Source organism: Luteimonas kalidii, assembly GCF_029887935.1.
Lineage (GTDB): Bacteria > Pseudomonadota > Gammaproteobacteria > Xanthomonadales > Xanthomonadaceae > Luteimonas > Luteimonas kalidii.
Genome location: NZ_JARXRO010000020.1, coordinates 476,842 through 494,522 on the forward strand (window position 1 = coordinate 476,842; position 17,681 = coordinate 494,522).

At 67.8% G+C, this 17,681-nt stretch carries 19 protein-coding genes; 13 read left to right on the forward strand and 6 right to left on the reverse strand.

What is annotated here, in order from left to right:
- Nucleotides 1–84: 84 nt before the first annotated feature.
- The 11 genes from QFW81_RS15660 to QFW81_RS15710 all read left to right on the forward strand — a co-directional run bounded on the left by QFW81_RS15660 (nucleotide 85) and on the right by QFW81_RS15710 (nucleotide 12,092).
- Complete coding sequence (locus tag QFW81_RS15660) at nucleotides 85–2,139, forward strand: Atxe2 family lasso peptide isopeptidase (protein ID WP_280580091.1); 2,055 nt, start codon at nucleotides 85–87, stop codon at nucleotides 2,137–2,139.
- Nucleotides 2,140–2,653: 514 nt separating this feature from the next.
- Entirely contained in the window at nucleotides 2,654–2,962 is a 309-nt protein-coding gene (locus tag QFW81_RS15665; protein ID WP_280580542.1) for a TrbC/VirB2 family type IV secretion system protein, read from the forward strand.
- Nucleotides 2,959–3,225 carry a VirB3 family type IV secretion system protein gene (locus QFW81_RS15670; RefSeq protein ID WP_280580092.1) on the forward strand — a complete coding sequence of 89 codons (267 nt, stop codon included), beginning with the start codon at nucleotides 2,959–2,961 and terminating at the stop codon, nucleotides 3,223–3,225. Before QFW81_RS15665 ends, QFW81_RS15670 begins: the two co-directional genes overlap by 4 nt.
- Nucleotides 3,222–5,672, forward strand: a complete 2,451-nt coding sequence (gene trbE, locus QFW81_RS15675) for a conjugal transfer protein TrbE (protein WP_280580094.1) — start codon at nucleotides 3,222–3,224, stop codon at nucleotides 5,670–5,672. Before QFW81_RS15670 ends, trbE begins: the two co-directional genes overlap by 4 nt.
- Nucleotides 5,669–6,400: a P-type conjugative transfer protein TrbJ gene (gene trbJ, locus QFW81_RS15680; protein WP_280580095.1), complete on the forward strand. Its 732-nt coding sequence runs from the start codon at nucleotides 5,669–5,671 to the stop codon at nucleotides 6,398–6,400. The genes trbE and trbJ overlap by 4 nt, the downstream gene beginning before the upstream one ends.
- On the forward strand, nucleotides 6,397–6,705 hold the full coding sequence (locus tag QFW81_RS15685; RefSeq protein WP_280580096.1) for an EexN family lipoprotein: 309 nt from the start codon (nucleotides 6,397–6,399) through the stop codon (nucleotides 6,703–6,705). The genes trbJ and QFW81_RS15685 overlap by 4 nt, the downstream gene beginning before the upstream one ends.
- Nucleotides 6,706–6,711: 6 nt before the next feature.
- Nucleotides 6,712–7,851 carry a P-type conjugative transfer protein TrbL gene (gene trbL / locus QFW81_RS15690; RefSeq protein WP_280580097.1) on the forward strand — a complete coding sequence of 380 codons (1,140 nt, stop codon included), beginning with the start codon at nucleotides 6,712–6,714 and terminating at the stop codon, nucleotides 7,849–7,851.
- Nucleotides 7,851–8,558, forward strand: coding sequence for a conjugal transfer protein TrbF (gene trbF, locus QFW81_RS15695; RefSeq protein ID WP_280580099.1), 708 nt, complete (start codon nucleotides 7,851–7,853; stop codon nucleotides 8,556–8,558). The genes trbL and trbF overlap by 1 nt, the downstream gene beginning before the upstream one ends.
- Nucleotides 8,555–9,541, forward strand: coding sequence for a P-type conjugative transfer protein TrbG (gene trbG, locus QFW81_RS15700; protein ID WP_280580101.1), 987 nt, complete (start codon nucleotides 8,555–8,557; stop codon nucleotides 9,539–9,541). Before trbF ends, trbG begins: the two co-directional genes overlap by 4 nt.
- A complete protein-coding gene (locus tag QFW81_RS15705; protein ID WP_280580103.1) occupies nucleotides 9,538–10,713 on the forward strand; it encodes a TraB/TrbI/VirB10 family type IV secretion system protein in 1,176 nt (391 codons plus the stop codon). The genes trbG and QFW81_RS15705 overlap by 4 nt, the downstream gene beginning before the upstream one ends.
- 155 nt (nucleotides 10,714–10,868) lie before the next feature.
- The gene (locus QFW81_RS15710; RefSeq protein WP_280580104.1) at nucleotides 10,869–12,092 is read left to right on the forward strand and encodes a hypothetical protein; all 1,224 of its coding nucleotides are present in this window, start codon (nucleotides 10,869–10,871) and stop codon (nucleotides 12,090–12,092) included.
- Here QFW81_RS15710 and QFW81_RS15715 read toward each other — a convergent pair.
- The 6 genes from QFW81_RS15715 to QFW81_RS15740 form a co-directional block, all read right to left on the reverse strand.
- The gene (locus QFW81_RS15715) at nucleotides 12,074–12,781 is read right to left on the reverse strand and encodes a hypothetical protein (RefSeq protein WP_280580106.1); all 708 of its coding nucleotides are present in this window, start codon (nucleotides 12,779–12,781) and stop codon (nucleotides 12,074–12,076) included. The two genes, QFW81_RS15710 and QFW81_RS15715, sit on opposite strands and share 19 nt — an antisense overlap.
- Before the next feature lie 202 nt (nucleotides 12,782–12,983).
- Nucleotides 12,984–13,157 (reverse strand): XRE family transcriptional regulator, encoded by a 174-nt coding sequence (locus tag QFW81_RS15720; protein WP_280580108.1) that lies wholly within the window; start codon nucleotides 13,155–13,157, stop codon nucleotides 12,984–12,986.
- A gap of 5 nt (nucleotides 13,158–13,162) precedes the next feature.
- Complete coding sequence (locus QFW81_RS15725; RefSeq protein WP_280580110.1) at nucleotides 13,163–13,372, reverse strand: hypothetical protein; 210 nt, start codon at nucleotides 13,370–13,372, stop codon at nucleotides 13,163–13,165.
- A gap of 28 nt (nucleotides 13,373–13,400) precedes the next feature.
- Nucleotides 13,401–13,754 (reverse strand): addiction module antidote protein, encoded by a 354-nt coding sequence (locus tag QFW81_RS15730; protein ID WP_280580111.1) that lies wholly within the window; start codon nucleotides 13,752–13,754, stop codon nucleotides 13,401–13,403.
- Nucleotides 13,717–14,046, reverse strand: a complete 330-nt coding sequence (locus tag QFW81_RS15735; protein ID WP_280580112.1) for a type II toxin-antitoxin system RelE/ParE family toxin — start codon at nucleotides 14,044–14,046, stop codon at nucleotides 13,717–13,719. Before QFW81_RS15735 ends, QFW81_RS15730 begins: the two co-directional genes overlap by 38 nt.
- A gap of 34 nt (nucleotides 14,047–14,080) precedes the next feature.
- Nucleotides 14,081–15,367: a site-specific integrase gene (locus QFW81_RS15740; protein ID WP_280580113.1), complete on the reverse strand. Its 1,287-nt coding sequence runs from the start codon at nucleotides 15,365–15,367 to the stop codon at nucleotides 14,081–14,083.
- A gap of 95 nt (nucleotides 15,368–15,462) precedes the next feature.
- Here QFW81_RS15740 and dusA point away from each other — a divergent pair, with 95 nt between their 5' ends.
- Together dusA and QFW81_RS15750 are read left to right on the forward strand one after the other, a co-directional pair.
- Entirely contained in the window at nucleotides 15,463–16,482 is a 1,020-nt protein-coding gene (dusA, locus tag QFW81_RS15745) for a tRNA dihydrouridine(20/20a) synthase DusA (protein WP_280580114.1), read from the forward strand.
- A complete protein-coding gene (locus tag QFW81_RS15750) occupies nucleotides 16,479–17,417 on the forward strand; it encodes an arginine deiminase-related protein (RefSeq protein WP_280580116.1) in 939 nt (312 codons plus the stop codon). The genes dusA and QFW81_RS15750 overlap by 4 nt, the downstream gene beginning before the upstream one ends.
- The last annotated feature ends 264 nt before the right edge of the window (nucleotides 17,418–17,681 follow it).

Sequence of the window (17,681 nt, forward strand, 5' to 3'; positions counted from 1 at the left end):
GCAATACTGCCGCGGGGGGCGCGGGAGCGGGCATCCGTGCGAGTCCATGCAGCACCTGTGTCGACGGGAATGAAGCGGGGGCACTTGCTTGCCCTGGTCCTGGCGGTGGTCGCGGTAGCAGGTACACGCGACGCTGGGGCCATCCCGCCCCGTCGGCTCGTTGAGGTTGCTGACCTCAGTCGTCCGGTCATCTCGCCGGACGGCCGACACGTTGCCTTCCGCCTCGAGCAGGCCAACATCGAGCGCGACACGATCGTCACGACCTGGTATGTCCAGGACGTGGACGGTGCAGCACCTCCGTTGCGAGTCTCCGATGGGGGCTTCGCAATGCATGCCTTCCACGGGCTCTCGGCTCCCGAAGCACCGGTCTGGTCATCGGACGGGCGCTGGATCTACTACCGGGCCATGGTCGATGGCAGGATCGATGTCTGGGGTGCCGCGGCGGACGGCTCGGCCGCCGAAGCGGTAACGGGGAGTTCCGCGGACGTGCGGGATTTCTCTCTGGACGCGGATGGCCGCACGCTGATCTACAGCGTGGGAGCCACGCGCGAGCAGGTCGCCGCCGCGGAGCGCGCCCAGTACGATCAAGGCGTTCTCCTCGACAAGTCCGTCCCGATCGGACAGCCGCTGTTCCGTTCGGGGTTCATCGAAGGGCGTCCGGCGACGCAGCGCTACCGCGGGGGCAGGGAACTCGAAAGGGCAGGCCTGCTGGCCGACGTCGAAGACCGGTGGCTCGCACTCGACATGGTGACCGGACAGCAGCGCGAGCTCTCGCCTGCCGCCCGCCAGGCGGTCGCAGCGGAGTCCATGCCCGGGAAGGAAGGTGGGGCGTGGAAGCGGGCCATCGACCGCCAGCGCGGCCGGACTGCGACGCTGGTCCGCAGCGGCAGTGGCCAGGGCCTGTACGTGCAGCCGTACTCCGAGCTGACGGTCCTGCTGGACCCGGCAGGGCGGCGATCGATCACGTGCCGGGCCGGGGAATGCCGCCACAAGCCGATCACCGACATCCGGTGGCGGCCCGGCGGCGACGAGCTGCTGTTCACCGTGACAGACCGCGATGCGGGCTCGAGCCAGTCGATCTTCCGATGGAACGTCGAGACAGGCACGGTGGTTCCGGTCGTGCAGGCGAACGGCCTCGTCAACGGCGGCCGCGATCCCCTGAGCGCCTGTGGTGTTTCGGTGCGCGTGATGGTCTGCGTGGCTGCGGAGGCCGACCGGCCACCGTATCTGGAGCGCATCGACCTGGACACCGGCGAGCGGCGGGCCCTGTTCGAGCCGAATGCCGCGTTGGCCATTGATATCGCGGCAACGACGCCCGCACGACGCCTTCGCTGGACCGATGCGAGCGGCCAGGCATTCAGCGGCTACTTCTTTCCGGCGCGCAGTGGAAGCCGTGCCGCTCCTCCGCTGTTCGTGAACTACTACCAATGCTCGGGCTTCGTGCGCGGCGGCACAGGCGACGAGTGGCCGCTGGTTTCGCTGGCCGCGCAGGGCGTCGCGGCGCTCTGCATCAACTACGCCCCTCTGCCGCTCGACGCAGTGGACCGATACAACCAGGGGATGTCGGCGGTCAGGAGCGCGATCGACCTGCTGGCATCAACCGGGGAGATCGATCGCTCTCGGGTGGGAATGGGCGGCCTCAGCCTGGGAGCGGAAGTCACGCTGTGGACCCTCGTCAACTCCGACCTGCTGGCGGCGGCTTCGGTGAGCTCCCCGGCCCACACGCCGCTCACCTACGAGTTGCGCAACCTCTACGACGACACCTTCCTTCCCGCCTTGCAGACGTACTGGCAACTGCAGGCGCCCGATGCCACGCCGGAGCGCTGGCGAATACTGTCGCCGGTGTTCAACCTGGACAAGGTGCAGGCACCGATCCTCATGCAGCTACCGGAGCAGGAGTACCTGCAGGCGCTGGACTACACGGTTCCATTGATCAAGGCCGGACGCTCCGAACTCTACGTGTTTCCCGACGAGGCCCACTTCAAGTTCATGCCGAAGCACAGGTTGGCCGTCTATCAGCGGAACCTGGACTGGTTCAGGTTCTGGTTGCTGGACCAGGAAGATCCGGACAGGTCCAGGCGGGAGCAGTACATGCGGTGGCGAGTGATGAAGGCTGGAACCGTGGCGAAGAAGCCATGAACGCCATCTGTAGGAGATTAGGATTGATAGCGAACCCAGTTCTCACCATACATGGATCCAGTACTTCCAAGAACAGGCGGCCGCGCAGGCGAGAGGTCTGCGTTCTCTATGAATAGGCTTGACGCGGATCAGTTCGGCGGCGTCATTCGTTGACTTGGCTGTGCCAAGTCACGCTAGATCTCTGTGCCGTGAACCGGAAGCTCCGCTCCGGATTCATGACGGCCCTTTTTTTGCTTCTGGTCGAGGATCGTGCTTCTGGGCGCGTGCTGAGGGCTAGTGGCGTCACCGTGACAGAGACCATCTAGCCATGCGCGGCTAGTGTCAGGGAGAGTGCGCCGGGGCGTGTCGATTCTCCCTGCTCGCCGGCGCCTGCCTGCCCAATGATGCGGCTCCACCGCCCCGGCCCGCGGGACCTGCCTTCCCCTGACCAACCAGTCGGCTCGCGGCTGGGGCGGTGACTTTCCTCTTGCGGAGGTGCGCCGTGATAGATCGACGCCGTGTTGCCCGTGGCCGGCTGGTCGAGCGGATCGATGCCGGTGTCATTTTGCTGCTCGTGCTGCTTGCTGGGTCGGTGCAGGCGGCCGGGTCCGACATGCCCTGGGAAGGGCCACTGCAGTCGGTGCTGGAGTCGATCGAGGGGCCGGTGGCGCGGATCGTGGCGGTGATCATCATCATTGTCACCGGGCTGACGCTGGCCTTCGGCGATACCTCGGGCGGGTTTCGACGGCTGATCCAGATCGTGTTCGGATTGTCGATCGCGTTCGCGGCGTCGAGCTTCTTCCTGTCGTTCTTCTCGTTCGCTGGCGGCGCGGTGGTGGCATGAGTGCCGCGCAAGGATTCGAGGTGCCTTTACACCGCTCGCTCACCACGCCAATCCTGCTCGGCGGGGTGCCGCGTGCGCTGGCGATCGCCAATGGCACGCTGGCGGCGGCGGTGGGCGTCGGGTTGCAGCAATGGGTCCCTGGGCTGGTACTGTGGCTTGCGGGCCATGCGCTGTCGGTCTGGGGCACCAGGGCCGATCCGCAGTTCGTGGAGGTGTTCGCGCGGCATGTGAAGCACCGGCCGTTCCTGGACGCGGCGTCGTGATGTCGCTGGCCGAGTACCGCCGCGGCAACGCGAAGCTGGCCGACTACCTGCCGTGGGCGGCGCTGGCCGCGCCGGGCGTGGTGCTGAACAAGGACGGCGCGTTCCAGCGTACGGCACGCTTCCGCGGTCCGGATCTGGACAGTGCGACCGAAAGCGAACTGGTGGCCGCCGCGGCGCGGGTGAACAACGCGCTGCGCCGGCTCGGAAGCGGTTGGGCGTTGTTCGTCGAGGCCGATCGCCGGCCAGCGGGCGACTATCCGGCATCCGCGTTTCCGGAGCCGCTGTCATGGTTGGTGGACGCCGAGCGGCGCGGTGCGTTCGAGGAGGTCGGTTCGCATTTCGAGAGCGACTACTTCCTGACGCTGTCGTGGTTGCCGCCGCCCGAGTCGCGGGCGCGGGCGGGTCGTCTGCTCTATGAGGCGACCGACCCGCGCGGTGTGGATTGGTGCCAGCAGCGCGACCAGTTCGTGACCGAGACCGACCGCTTCCTGGCGTTGCTGGAAGGCGCGCTGCCGGAAGTGGCGTGGCTGGACGACGCGGCGACGCTGACTTACTTGCACGCGACCGTGTCGAACGTGCGGCACCCGGTCGCGGTGCCCGCGGTGCCGATGCACCTGGATACCTGGCTGGCGGACACGCCGCTGGCGGGCGGGATTGCACCACGGCTGGGCGAGTCGCACGTGCGCGCGGTGACGGTGCGTGGCTTCCCGGGCTCCACCTGGCCGGGGATGCTGGACGAGCTGAACCGGCTGGGCTTCGGCTATCGCTGGGTGACGCGCTTCCTGTGCCTGGACAAGGCCGAGGCAGAGCGCGAGCTGACGCGGCTGCGTCGGCAGTGGTTCGCCAAGCGCAAGGGCGTGGTGACGCTGCTGCGCGAGACGATCTTCCAGCAGGAGAGCCCGCTGGTGGACTCGGATGCGGCGAACCAGGCGGCCGATGCCGACGTTGCGCTGCAGGAACTGGGCAGCGACGAATTGGCCTACGGCTACGTCACCATGACCGTGGTGGTGCGTGACGCCGACGCGGTGGCAGTGGAAGCACAGCGCAAGGCGGTGGAGCGGGTGGTACAGGGTCGCGGCTTCGTGGCGGTGTCGGAGACGCTCAACGCGGTAGAGGCGTGGCTGTCGTCGGTGCCGGGGCACTGCTACGCCAATGTGCGCCAGGGGCTGGTATCGACGCTCAACCTCGCGCACTTGGTGCCGGTATCGGCAGTGTGGGCCGGGCAGGCGCGCAACGCGCACCTCGACGGGCCGCCGCTGATCGTGACCCGCACCGACGGCACTACGCCGTTTCGGCTGGTGACCCATGTCGGCGATGTCGGCCATACCGCGGTGGTCGGGCCGACCGGTGCCGGAAAATCGGTGCTGCTGGCGATGATGGCGCTGCAATTCCGGCGTTATCCCGGCGCGCGCGTGTTCGCGTTCGACACCGGGCGCTCGATCCGGGCGGCGGTGCTGGGCCTGGGAGGCGAGCACTTCGATCTCGGCGGCGACGGTGGCGTGGCGTTCCAGCCGCTGGCGCGCATCGACGATCCTTCCACGCGCAGCTGGGCGGCCGAGTGGCTGGCCGGCCTGCTGACGCACGAGGGCATCGACACTGATCCCGGGGTAAAGGACGCGGTGTGGTCGGCGCTCGGCAGCCTGGCCACGGCGCCGGTGGAGGAGCGCACGCTGACCGGACTGTGCGCACTGCTTCAGGAGAACCGGCTGCGGCAGGCGCTGGCGCCGTACGTGCTGGGCGGGCCGCACGGCCGGTTGCTGGATGCCGAGGGCGAACGCCTGGGCACGGCCGACGTGCAGGCGTTCGAGATGGAACAGCTGATGCACGCGCGCAGCGCGGTGCTTCCGGTGCTCACGTACCTGTTTCACCGGCTGGAACGACGTTTCGATGGCGCGCCGACCCTGCTGATCCTCGACGAGGCCTGGATCTTCCTCGACGATCCGGCGTTCGCCGGCCGCATCCGCGAGTGGCTCAAGACCCTGCGCAAGAAAAACGTGTCGGTGGTGTTCGCCACCCAGTCGCTGGCCGACATCCAGCGCTCGGCGATCGCGCCCGCGCTGGTGGAGAGCTGCCCCAGCCGGATCTTCCTACCGAACCCGCAGGCCGGCGAGCCGCAGCTACGCGGGGTGTACGAGGGTTTCGGGCTCAACGCGCGGCAGATCGAGCTGGTTGCACGGGCACAGCCCAAGCGCGAGTACTACTACCAGTCGCGGCTGGGCAACCGGCTGTTCGACCTCGACCTCGGCCCAGTGGCACTTGCCTTTGCCGGCGCATCGACGCCCGAGCACCAGCGCGACATCGATCGCGTGCTGGCCGACGGCGGCCCGCCCGGTTTTGCCGGCGCCTGGCTGCGCCATTGCCGGCTCGACTGGGCGGCGGACCTGCTCGGTGAGCTCCCGGGCGCCGATGCCACCGCTTCGTCATCGCTGCTGGAGACCGTGTCATGAAGAAGATCGTGCTGTCGCTGTGCATTGCCGGCTGGCTTGCCGTTGCGCCCGCGCAGGCGCAATGGGTGGTGGTCGACCCGAGCAACCTGGCGCAGAACATGCTCACCGCGGCGCGGACGCTGGAGCAGATCAACAACCAGGTACGTCAGTTGCAGAACGAGGCGCAGATGCTGGCCAACGATGCGCGCAACCTCGCCGGGCTGGATTTCAGTGTGCTGGGGCAGTTGCGGAAGACGCTGGCGCAGACGCAGCAGCTGCTGGACGAGGCACGCGGGATCGCCTTCGACGTCGATCGGGCGCAGCGGGAGTTCGCGCGACTGTACCCGGAGCGCTACGACGCGACGATGTCGCGTGACGCACTGGGTGCGGATGCGCTGGAACGCTGGGAGGGATCGCTGGAAGCGTTGCGTACGGCGATCGAACTGCAGGCGTGGGTGGTGGAGAGCGTCGCGGACGATGAGACGGTGCTGTCCGATCTTGTGGGCCGGAGCCAGTCGGCCGCCGGTACGCTGCAGGCGGCGCAGGCCACAAACCAGTTGCTGGCACTGCAGTCGCGGCAGCTGATCCAGTCGCAGCAACTGCAGGCGGCGCAAGGTCGGGCCACGGCACTGGAACAGGCGCGTGCCGTGGCCGCCGAGGAGCGCGCGCGTGAGCTGCGCCGACGCTTCATGACCGAGCAGACGCCGTACACCGGCGAGCCCGTGCGCCTGTTTGGAGGAGACCGATGAGGACGAGCTCATTGTGGGTGATCCTGGCACTGCTGGGCGGCTGCGGCAGCGGTGCACCGCCGCAGCCGATGCCGGAACAGACGCCTTCGCTGTCGGCGGAACTCGTGGAAGAACTGGTGCGCGATCCGGAGCGGCTGAAGGAGGTGCGGCGGCTATGTCGCGAAGACTGGCAGGCGATCAGCGAGGAGCTGTGCATCGCCTCGGTGCAGGCGACCCGACGCCGCTTCATGGGGGATGGCGGTGCCCGCTACACGTCAGGACCGATCGAACTGTCCGAGCCAGGCCGGCCGACGTTGAAGGAGTGACCTTGGGTGGACGACATCGGCGTCATCGACCGATTCCTCAACGTCTATGCGCAGTACATCGACAGCGGCTTCGGACTGCTGGGTGGCGAGGTGGCGTTCCTGGCATCGGTGCTGATTGTGATCGACGTGACGCTGGCCGGCTTGTTCTGGGCGATGGGCGGCAACGACGACGTCATCGCCAAACTGATCAAGAAGATCCTCTACGTCGGCGCCTTCGCCTTCATCATCGGAAACTTCAACATGCTGGCGGGCGTAGTGTTTCGTTCCTTCGCCGGGCTGGGGCTGATGGCATCAGGCTCGACCGTGAGCGAGGCCGAACTGCTGCGACCGGGACGTCTGGCCGAGGTCGGCATCGACGCCGGGCGGCCGATGCTGGACCAGATCCAGGAGATGTCCGGGTTCCCGCAGGTGTTCATGAACATCGACTCGATCACCGTGTTGTTCCTGGCATGGATCGTCGTGGTGTTGAGTTTCTTCGTGCTCGCGGTGCAGCTGTTCGTGACCCTGATCGAGTTCAAGCTGACGACGTTGGCCGGATTCGTGCTGGTGCCGTTCGCGCTGTGGAACAAGACCGCGTTCCTCGCCGAGAAGGTGCTCGGCAATGTGATGTCGTCTGGCGTGAAGGTGCTGGTGCTGGCGGTGATCGTCGGCATCGGCGCGGGCCTGTTCGATGAGTTCACCCTACCGCCCGGCACCGAGCCGTCGATCGACCATGCGCTGGCGATCATGCTCGGGTCGTTGACGTTGTTCGGCCTGGGCCTGTTCGGGCCTGGGATCGCCACCGGCTTGGTGTCGGGCGGACCACAGTTGGGCGCCGGCGCCGCCGCGGGCGTGGCGTTGGCCGCGGCGGGTGTCACCACTGCGACCGGCGGAGCGGCGGCAGGCGCCGCACGTATCGCCGGGGGCGCGCTCGGTGCGGGCACGCGCGGGCGGGCGCCGCAGGCCTCGCCGGCGCCAGCGTCAGCAATGGCTGGCGGCAAGCCGGCTGGCTCGCCGGGGGGAGGATCGGGCGCTGCACCGCGATGGGCGCAACGGATGAAGGAGAGCGGCCAGCGCACGACGCGTGGGCTGGCGACCGCGGCGATGGTGGTGCGGTCGTCCGATCGCGGCGGCGGTGGCGCCGGACCGAAGTTGGGAGATGAATGATGCGCTTTCGCCGCGCGGACCTGCGCTACTCCGAAACGCCGCAACCGGTCACGCCGTACCAGAAGGCGGCGCAGGTCTGGGATGAGCGCATCGGGACGGCGCGGGTGCAGGCGCGTAACTGGCGGCTGATGGCGTTCGGTTGCCTAACGCTGTCGCTGCTGATCGTCGGCGGGTTGCTGTGGCAGCTCGGCCGTTCGACAGTGACGCCCTACGTGGTCGAGGTTGATACCCACGGCCAAGTGCGCGCCGTTGGGCCGGCACTGGAAGCCTATCGACCGACGGACGCGCAGATCGCGCGCGAGCTGGAGCGCTTCATCCGCAACGTGCGTTCGCTGCCGCTCGACCCGGTGGTGCTGCGGAGCAACTGGCTGGAGGCCTACGACTACGCCACCGATCGTGGCGCGGCCGCGCTGAACGCTTACGCGCGCGAGCGCGATCCGTTTGCGCGGGTCGGCCGGGTCACGGTGACGGTGGAAGTGACCAGCGTGGTGCGCGCCTCGGAATCCTCGTTCCAGCTGCGCTGGATCGAGCGCAGCACGGTCAGCGGTTCGCCCGGCGACGTCGAGCGCTGGACCGCGATCGTCACCGTCGTCCTGCAGCCGCCGCGCGACGCGGTGCGGCTGCGCAAGAACCCGCTGGGGATCTACGTCAACGGGCTGGACTGGAGCCGCGAACTCGGCGCCGCCGGCGCTGGAGAAACGCCATGAACCGAATGCTGATGCTCGCGGCGCTGTGTGCCGCCCTGGCCGCGTGCGCGACGACGCGACCGGCGCCGGAGATCGCGCTGGATGAGCCGCTGGAGATCGAGGCGCTGCCCGCGCCCGAGCCGCCGGCGCCGGTGACCGTGGTCGAAGTACCGACGCCGCTGCCGCTGCCCGGACAGCTCAAGCCGGCACCGGGCGCTGCCAGGCCGGCGGCCGTGGATCCCGCCCGCGACATCGCCTCGGCCAACCGGATGGCGCGCATCGAGCCGGTGAAGGACGGCTTCGTCAACGCGATGCAGGTCTGGCCCTACAGCGCCGGCGCGCTGTACCAGGTTTACACGAGTCCCGAACACGTCACCGACATCGCGCTGCAGCCGGGCGAGAAGCTGATCTCGGTGGCCGGCGACCCGGCGCGCTGGATCATCGGCGACACCGTCAGCGGCAGCGGAGAGGACGAACGCGTGCACCTCATCGTCCGGCCGCATCGTGCGGGCCTGAAGACCAACTTCTTCATCAGCACCGATCGGCGCACCTACCACTTGGAGCTGACGGCGACGTCGGGCACGTGGATGGCCTCGGTGGAGTGGACCTATCCGGGCGACCTGGTGCGCGCGCTGCATGCGCGGGACCGTTCCGCGGAGACGATGGTGCCGGAAGCCGAAGGCATCGCGCTGGAGCAGCTGCGGTTCCGCTACACGATCAGCGGCGACGCGCCGTCGTGGCGCCCGCTGCGCGCCTTCGACGACGGCCGCAAGGTCTACATCCAGTTCCCGCAGGGCATCGGTCAGGGTGAACTGCCGCCGCTGTTCGTGATCGGCGCGGAGGGCGACACGCAGCTGGTGAACTACCGGGTGCGACTGCCGTACCTGGTCGTCGACCGCCTGTTCGGCGCGGCCGAACTGCGTCTGGGCAGCGAGCGGCAGCAGGTGGTGCGCATCGAACGCGACGACGGCCAGCGCCGGGCGGCGAGGGCAGGGCGACGGTGAGCGTCCCGCCGAAGGAGGACGCGGCGAAGCTGGAACTGCGTGCGCGGCCGGCGCCGGTGACGCGCCTCAACCGCCGCACGTTGATGGTGCTGGTCGGGGGGCTGGCGGCGGGCGTACTGCTGGTGACGCTTTGGGCGTTCCGCACGCCGGAGAGGCGCGACGCACCGACGCGGGACACTCATAACGTCGAGCGGGTGACGCCGGCGGAAGGATTGCAGGCGCTGCCGAGCGACTATCGGCAGATGCCGATGCCCGCGCTGCCTCGCACCGAGGACGAGGCGCCCGCTCCCGGTGAGGGGGTCGACGGCGCGCTGGCGGAAGACGAGGCGGCCCGCGCCGAGCAGCAGCGGCTTCAGGAGGAGGCCGCTGCTGCCGCGAAAGCGCCGGTGTTCTTCCAGGCTGTCCGGGCGGCATCGTCCTCCGCGGCGTCGGCGGCGACGATGCCGGTGGCAGGCGACACCGCCGCGCCGGGCATCCCGCTCATGCCGGCCGCGCCCGGCCAGGACGCCGACGAGTACGCCATGCAGAACCGGCAGGCCGACAAGCAGGCGTTCGTCGACGCCGAGCCGGACAGCCGGATTTACGGAACTGCGGAACTGCAGACGCCGAGCTCGCCGTACCAGTTGATGGCCGGCACCGTGATCCCGGCCGCGCTGCTGACCGCAGTGAACTCCGACCTGCCGGGCCAGGTCATCGCCACCGTCACGGAGCACGTCTACGACACCCTGACCGGCCAGCACCTGCTGGTGCCGCAGGGCTCAAGGCTGATCGGCCAATACGACAGCCAAGTCGCCTACGGCCAGCGCCGCGTGCTGCTGGTGTGGACGCGCCTGATCCGCCCGGACGGCACCTCATTGGTGCTTGACCGCCTGCCCGCGACCGACGCGGCCGGCCAGTCAGGGCTGGAGGACCGCGTGGACTGGCACTGGCGCCGCATCTTTGCCGGTGCCGCACTCTCGACCCTGATCGGCGTCGGCGCCGAACTGGCCGCGCCCGACCGCGTGGGCGCCGACGGCCGCATCGTCATCGCCACGCGCGAAAGCGTGCAGGACACCGTCAACCAGGTCGGTCAGCAGATAACGCGGCGCAATCTCGACCTGCAGCCGGCGCTGACGGTTCGGGTGGGATTCCCGGTGCGTGTGGTGGTGAACCGCGATCTGGTGTTGCAGTAGCCGAGCTGCAACAAGGACGTAAACGCAGAGCATTTGCGGGTAGGGTTTCCCGTTGCTTGGAGCGTCGTTGAATTGAATGTGGCCCGTGCCCTCCCTGCCAGCCCGCCCTGTGGAAGGCATGCCGCAATGACACGACTTCATAGGGGAGACCGGACTTGGCCGCGAATGGAAGTGCGCAGCGGATCTCGCGCGAAGCCCTTTATCGCGCCGTCTGGTCGGAGCCCATCAAGACCGTCGCGACCCGTCTCGACATATCGGACGTGGCCTTGGCCAAGACTTGCCGCAAGCACCTGGTCCCGATCCCGCCGCGTGGGCATTGGGCGAAAGTGCAGTCGGGCAAGCGCGTGTTCCGGCCCGCGCTTCCTGCGCGCGGCCTGGGCATGCCGGACCTGGTGTGTCCGGGGCGCGGCAGGTACTGGCGCCAGAGCATTCCTGACGCGGAACTCATCGACGCAGAGATCCCGCCACCGCCGGAGTTTTCGGAGCCGGTCGAAGAACTCGTGGCCAGAGTCTCGCGGCTGGTGGGAAAGGTGACGATGGTGCGCGATCTGCGCGCACCGCATGGGTTGGTCGCGGGGTTGCTGCGACGGGAGGAGGATGCCCGCAAGCGTTACAGCTATCGATCCGATCGGCCCCTGTTCGCGTCGCCGTTCGAGCAACGCAGGCTGCGCATACTGAGCAGCATCTTCGCCGCCCTGGGGCGTTGCGGAATGAAAGGCGCCCTGTCGGGCAACGATCCGAGCGACTTCGGCGCCCATATTGGCGAACAGTACGTGGGATTCCATCTGGACCATCCCCATCAACGAGGGCGATCGGGATATCGCACCTCGGAGGAACTGGTGCGTCCAGCGACGGAGAAGTTGGTGCTCCGGATCGCGGCCTCGTACGAAGGACTGCAAGGAATTCGCAGCGAGTGGCTGGATCAGCCTGGCGACCGGGTCGAATCGCACCTGCAGCAGATCGTCGTCAGCCTGATCGTACTGGGCGAGATGCGTTACCGATTTGGAGAGCGACATCGCTTCGAGTGGTTGACCAATCGAAAAGCCGATCTCATCGAGCAGGCGCGACGTCAGCGGGAGGAGGAAGCCAGACAGGCTCGGGAGAGACGTATCCGAGCAGAAAAGGCCCGGGTCGATCGGTTGCTCGGGGAGGCGCTGGCGCTACGGCAGGCGCGCGACATCCGTGCCTATGTGGAGGAAGTGCGTGCGATCAGCATCAACTCCGGAAGCAGGGTTCCCGCGGAACTCGAGGCGTGGTCGGCATGGGCGCTGGCCCAAGCGGCACGGATCGACCCGGTACTCTCGGGCGCCTATCTTCGTGGCATCACGGACGAGGGGCGGGATTCGGAAGGCGAGACGTGTCAGGCCGGATCCAGATAATTGCGTCCCACCGCGTAGATGATGTTGGGAAAAAGGCCGGCTAGGCTGGTACGCGAGGAGATCTCGTTGTCGTAGGCCAGCGCCTTTCCTTCGTCGAAGTGCCCGCCCAGGACAGTTTGTGGATTCTCTGCCTGCAGCGTCAACAGTGAGGCGGACGCAAACTGCGTGGGATGGCTGCAGAGGTCGTAGAGCTTGCTGCGCTGGCTGAGTGTCGCGAGCGCACTCTTCTCAAGTCCCAGCGTCTTCGCGTGCTTTGTGACGTCCCGGATTGCCTTGGTCGTGGAATAGGTGTTCTTGACGTAGCGATCCAGATATCCGAGTGATGGTCTGGACAGCAGCAGGGCCGTGGCGATGCTTTCCAGGACGTAACGCTGCGAGTTGCCGGAAGGAACTAGCAAGCCCTCCAGCAAGAGTTTCATCGCCACGAGGTGCGTATGCAGAGCACCGTAAACGAGCGCGGTGAGGTGTGCACTCGGTTCGTCCTTTGTGATCCGCGCATCGAGGCGTTCCCATGCCAGGAATGCGTTCACCATGTGGCCAACAAAGTTCTCCAGTTGGTCGTTGTAGTCCAGAAGGAAGCGATAGCGAATCTCGGCGTCCTCCATGCCGAGGAGGATCCGCCGGATCATGTCTGCGGTGACGGGAGGTGCAGGCCGTTGATCTGCCGTTGCTGCTGGATCTTCAGTCACCTGGGCGTTCCTTTGCGTGCAGGAACCGTAGGGATGGGAATGGCGACGTTTCCGGGTTCACAAGCTCCAGCCTGGGCCGATCCTGGTCGTGAAGGATGTCTTCTGCCGGCTCCTGGCCCGGCAGTTCGAGATCGAATGCGAGCGAGGGAGAATTGTGGCCACGGACGATGCCATCCATTTGCTCCACACTGCTGACCGGCGGCTAACGGGGTTCCAGTCGGATGCGAACTTGTTGGCCGAGTTTCGCTGCAATGTCGACCAGCGCATCAAGCGAGAAGCGAGAGATGCTGCCGCGCAGTAGGTTCTCGACACGGTACGGGTCGATGCTGGAGTAGTGCGCGGTTTCGGCCGGCGTCCAGCCGTGGCCTTGGATCATGGCTGCTAGTGTTGTTGCATCAATTCCGACCTCACCCTGAGGTTGGCGGCTTCTGCAGATGTATCGGACACCGCATCCCAAACGCTGGCATATGCCTTGGACGGTCGCGAGCCCTTCGACGGCATTTCAGCCACGTGCTCGCGGTGAAGTTCGTCGGAGCGAGCACGTGCCTCGGGCGACATTCGTGTTTCCAGTAGGGAAAAGTTCTTGGTCATCGAAGTCTCCAGTGGGGCCGGGGCCTTGTTACGCCGGTGCGATCGATCGTGACCGCTGGCGCCGGCGGGAAGGCACGGGTGCCACCGCCATCCGGAGTCCGAACGCGGCCAGAATCGCCGCCAGCGTGTCGAGGCGCGGATTGCCCTTCTCGGACAACGTGCGATACAGGGTTTCCCGGCTCAGGCCGGTGCGCACCGCCAATGCGGACATGCCGCCCATCGCCTCGGCGACGGTGCGCAGGGCAACGGGCACGACGCGTGCATCGCCGTCTTCGAGCACGGATTCGAGATAGGCGGCCACATCCGCCTCGTCGCGCAGGTAGGCGCCTGCGCTGAAAGGTCGGCTAGCCGCTGCGGGCTTTGTAGTCTTGCCAGTAGTCATGAGCAACCTCGATGTCTCGTGACTGGGTTCGCTTGTCGCCGCCGCAGAGCAGCAACACCAGCGTGTCCCCGTCCTGACCGCAATACACGCGATAGCCGGGTCCGTGGTCGACGCGCAGCTCGAAGACGCCCTTGCCGACGGCTTTCCAGTCGCCGCGCAGTCCTGCGCGCATCCGGTCGAGCCGCCCCAGTATCCGGATCCGGGCCTGGCGGTCCCGCAGGCCGGCGAGCCATGCACCGAACGGGCAGCGCCCGTCCGAGGTCTGGTATTCGCGGACTTCGATATAGGTCATTGTAGCTTAAAGGCTACAGTCGGGCAAGGCCGACTCATGTCGGCACCACGGTGAGCTTGGCGCGAGACTTGGCCGGCGGCGGAGGTGCGGGTGGCGGGGGTGACTCCTGATCGAGCAGCAACGCGGCCAACTGCTGCAGCAGCGGTGCGGCTTCCTGCAGGGTCACTGCCCTTGCATCGATGGGGGATGCCTGCTGGGCCGGCGAGACATGCAGTTCGGTCGCCAGTGAGCGGACGGCGGCACGCACCACCTCGGCCATGTCATCCCCGGGGCGCTTGGCCTTGTCGCGATACAGGTGCTCGGGCCGCAGGTGCGTGTAGCGCTTGAGCATCTTCCAGTCGCGGTGGCCCGTGACCAGTGCGACCTGCTCGATGCGCAGGCCCGCCTCGAACAGGCGGCTGGTGGCTTCGTGACGCAGGTCGTGGAAGTGCAGGTCCTCGATCTTCAGTTCGCGGCAGGCGCGGCGGAACGCGGTGCCAACCGAACGCGGGTTGTAGGGAAAGATGAGATCGCCCCGTGGGTGGTACTTGCGCTGCACTCGGATCAGGCGCATTGCGTCGAAGCCGCCCAGGTTGAGCAGGGGCACCAGTTGGTTGTTGCCGTCCTTCTCGCGCGGATCCTTCCGGTCGCGCACGAGGACGACGCGTTGCTCGACATCGATGTCGCTCCAGCGGATCCGGCTGATTTCCTCCTGACGCATCGCGCTGGCGATCGCGAAGCGCACGATGCGGCCCATCGGGATCATCAGGTAGCGGTTGCTGTCGAAGTGATCGAGCAAGCGCCTGATCTCGTCGGGGGTGGGGCGCCGGTCGCGCTGGCGGGACTTGCCGATCAGGCCCAGGCGCTTGAGGGCGACGCGCGCCAGGTTGACGGGCTCGACCTTGACGTCGACACCGTGCACCGCGGCGGCATGGGTCAGCACCAGCTTGAGATAGCCGAGATCCGCGCTCAGCGTGACCGGGCCGGCACCTTCCTTTGCGCGGTCCTTGCCGAACTGGATCAGGCGCTCGCGGGTCAGGTTCTTGTGCTTGACGGTGCCGAGCTTGGCCCGGAGGGCGTCGAGCGTGAACTGCTTGGAGCGGCGGGGTGCCTTGCCGACTTCGCGCATGTCGTCCACGTGCAGGTCGATCAGGTGGGCGAGGGTCTTGGGGTCGGCTTTGCCGCGCTTCAGTGGCGACTCGCCAAGATCGATCTGCCGCTCGGTCGCGGTCGCCCACTTCCGCGCGTCTTCGTGGCGCAGGAAGGTTTCGCTGGCATACGATTGTTTGCGTCGGACCTGAACTCGCCAGTGGCCCGACTTGAGTCGGGTGATCGTCGCCATGTTCGTGTGCGCTATGTGTGCACCGGGCTGTCGTAGAGGGGCGAAATCGGGCGAATTCCAGTGCACACGCGGGTGCACACGCCCGATTTATGTAGATGATTTTATTGGATAAGGCATTGAATTACAACGAAAAAATGATTGCTGTCGCGCCTATGATGGACTGGACCGACTCGCACTGCCGGGTGTTCCACCGTCTGCTCGCGCCGTCGGCGCGCCTGTACAGCGAAATGGTGCACGCCAACGCAGTGATCCACGGCGACCGCGCGAAGCTGCTGGCGATGGATCCGGTCGAACATCCGGTCGCGCTGCAGCTCGGCGGCAGCGAACCGGCCCTGCTGGCGCAGGCGGCGCGCATCGGCGCCGAGCACGGATTCGACGAGATCAACCTCAACTGCGGCTGCCCGTCCGATCGCGTCCAGGCGGGGCGCTTCGGCGCCTGCCTGATGCGCGAGCCGGCGCTGGTCGCCGCCTCGGTCTCGGCGATGATCGACGCGGTGGAGGTCTCGAGCCGCCCGGTGCCGGTAACCGTGAAGTGCCGTCTCGGCGTGGACGACGACCACGACTGGGATCGCTTCCTCGGCTTCGTCGATACCGTGGCGGCAGCCGGCTGCGGCATGTTCGTGGTGCATGCGCGCAATGCCTGGCTCAAGGGCCTGTCGCCGAAGGAGAACCGCGAGGTGCCGCCGCTGCGCTACGACTGGGCCTACCGGCTCAAGCGCGAGCGTCCACAGCTGCAGGTGGTGGTGAACGGCGGCATCGCCTCGTTGCCCGAGGCCCTCGGCCATCTGGCGCATGCCGACGGCGCGATGCTTGGCCGCGCCGCGTACCACGAGCCCTACCTGCTGCATCGGCTCGATGCGGCACTGCGCGGCACACCCGAGCAACCGCGGCAGGCGTTGCTGCGCGCGCTGCGTCCCTACGCCGAGGCGCAACTGGCGGCTGGCGTGCCGCTGCGGCACATCACCCGCCACGTGCTCGGCCTGTTCCATGCGCAGCCAGGCGGACGCGCGTTCCGCCAGGTGCTCAGCGAGGGCGTGCATCGCCCTGGTGCGGACTGGTCGCTGGTCGAACGCGCGCTCGCGGCAACGGCAGGCACCCCGGGGCTGGCGGCGTGATCACCCGCGACGTCGCGGCCTTCCTTGCCGCGGCCCGCGACTGCATGCCGGACTTCGGCCCCGCCACCGCGCGCGCCGCGTTCCTGGTCGCGCCCGACGGCTTCGCGCGCGCGGACGAATCGGCCGGCGACAACCGCTACATGGCCGCTGCGGACGGGTTCGATGCCGCGCTGGCGCTCCGCCAGCACCGTGCGCTGCACATGGCGCTGTCGCGCCTGCTGCCCACCGCGTGCTTCGCCGGCGCCGCCGACACGCCCGACGCGCTGTTCCCCAACAACGTCTTTGCGACCGCACGCGCCGACGCGTGCAGGCCCGAAGCCTTCGCGCCGCGGCTGGTCGTCGGACGCATGCGGCATGCCGTGCGCTGGCGCGAGGCGGCGCGCGAAGACATCCGGGCGTGGTTCCGTGACGTGATGGGCTACGAGGAGCTCGACCTGTCCGCCCAGCCGCATCCCTGCGAGCTGACCGGCGCGCTGGTCATCGATCGTGCCCGGGGGCTGGGCTACTGCGGCCTGTCCGAACGCTGCGACGCGCAGGGCGCGGCGCTGCTGCATGCGGCCTTCGGCCTGCGTGCGACCCTGGCCTTCGAACTCGCGCCCGGCGAATACCACGCCAACGTGGTGCTCGCGGTGCTGGCCGGGCGCGCGATGCTGGTGAGTCCGGACGGGTTTGCCGACCCGGGCGTGGCTTCGGCGATCGCCGGTCTGTATCCGCACGCAGCGCGGCTGGAGGCTCACGAGCGGCAGGCGTTCGCCGGCAATGCCATCAGCCTGACGTCGACGCGCGTGAGCATGAGCGCCACCGCCCACCGGGCGCTGTCCTTCGCCACGCAGGACATGCTGGCGTCCGCCGGGTTCTCCGTGGAGAGCGTCGAACTCTCCGCCATCGAGGCCGCGGGGGGCTCGCTGCGGTGCTGCGTCGCCGAAGTGTTCTGAGCCCCGACCCGGGCCATCGCGATGAACGCCTCCCGGATGGTGAAAGAAAAGTTAAGGACCGATTCACCGCCGCGGACCAAGAATGCCGGTCCACCCTCGCGAACAGGCCTCGCCGTGCCTGCGGTCCATCCTCGTCCATGAGCCTCCCGTCGTCCCGCCCGTCCCGACTCGTGCTTGCGCTTGCGCTCGCGTGTGCGGCGCTGGCCGGCGGGGCCGATGGCTGGGCGCAGGAGCCTCCGCGCGACCGCCGCGGAAGCGACGATC

Coding starts and splice junctions, on each gene's coding strand:
- QFW81_RS15685 (WP_280580096.1), top strand. CDS start 6,397: ATGAGGACGAGCTCATTGTGGGTGATCCTGGCACTGCTGGGCGGCTGC.
- dusA (WP_280580114.1), top strand. CDS start 15,463: ATGATTTTATTGGATAAGGCATTGAATTACAACGAAAAAATGATTGCT.
- QFW81_RS15725 (WP_280580110.1), bottom strand. CDS start 13,372: ATGACCAAGAACTTTTCCCTACTGGAAACACGAATGTCGCCCGAGGCA.
- QFW81_RS15730 (WP_280580111.1), bottom strand. CDS start 13,754: ATGACTACTGGCAAGACTACAAAGCCCGCAGCGGCTAGCCGACCTTTC.
- QFW81_RS15740 (WP_280580113.1), bottom strand. CDS start 15,367: ATGGCGACGATCACCCGACTCAAGTCGGGCCACTGGCGAGTTCAGGTC.
- trbG (WP_280580101.1), top strand. CDS start 8,555: ATGAACCGAATGCTGATGCTCGCGGCGCTGTGTGCCGCCCTGGCCGCG.
- QFW81_RS15735 (WP_280580112.1), bottom strand. CDS start 14,046: ATGACCTATATCGAAGTCCGCGAATACCAGACCTCGGACGGGCGCTGC.
- trbJ (WP_280580095.1), top strand. CDS start 5,669: ATGAAGAAGATCGTGCTGTCGCTGTGCATTGCCGGCTGGCTTGCCGTT.
- QFW81_RS15720 (WP_280580108.1), bottom strand. CDS start 13,157: ATGATCCAAGGCCACGGCTGGACGCCGGCCGAAACCGCGCACTACTCC.
- QFW81_RS15670 (WP_280580092.1), top strand. CDS start 2,959: ATGAGTGCCGCGCAAGGATTCGAGGTGCCTTTACACCGCTCGCTCACC.
- trbF (WP_280580099.1), top strand. CDS start 7,851: ATGCGCTTTCGCCGCGCGGACCTGCGCTACTCCGAAACGCCGCAACCG.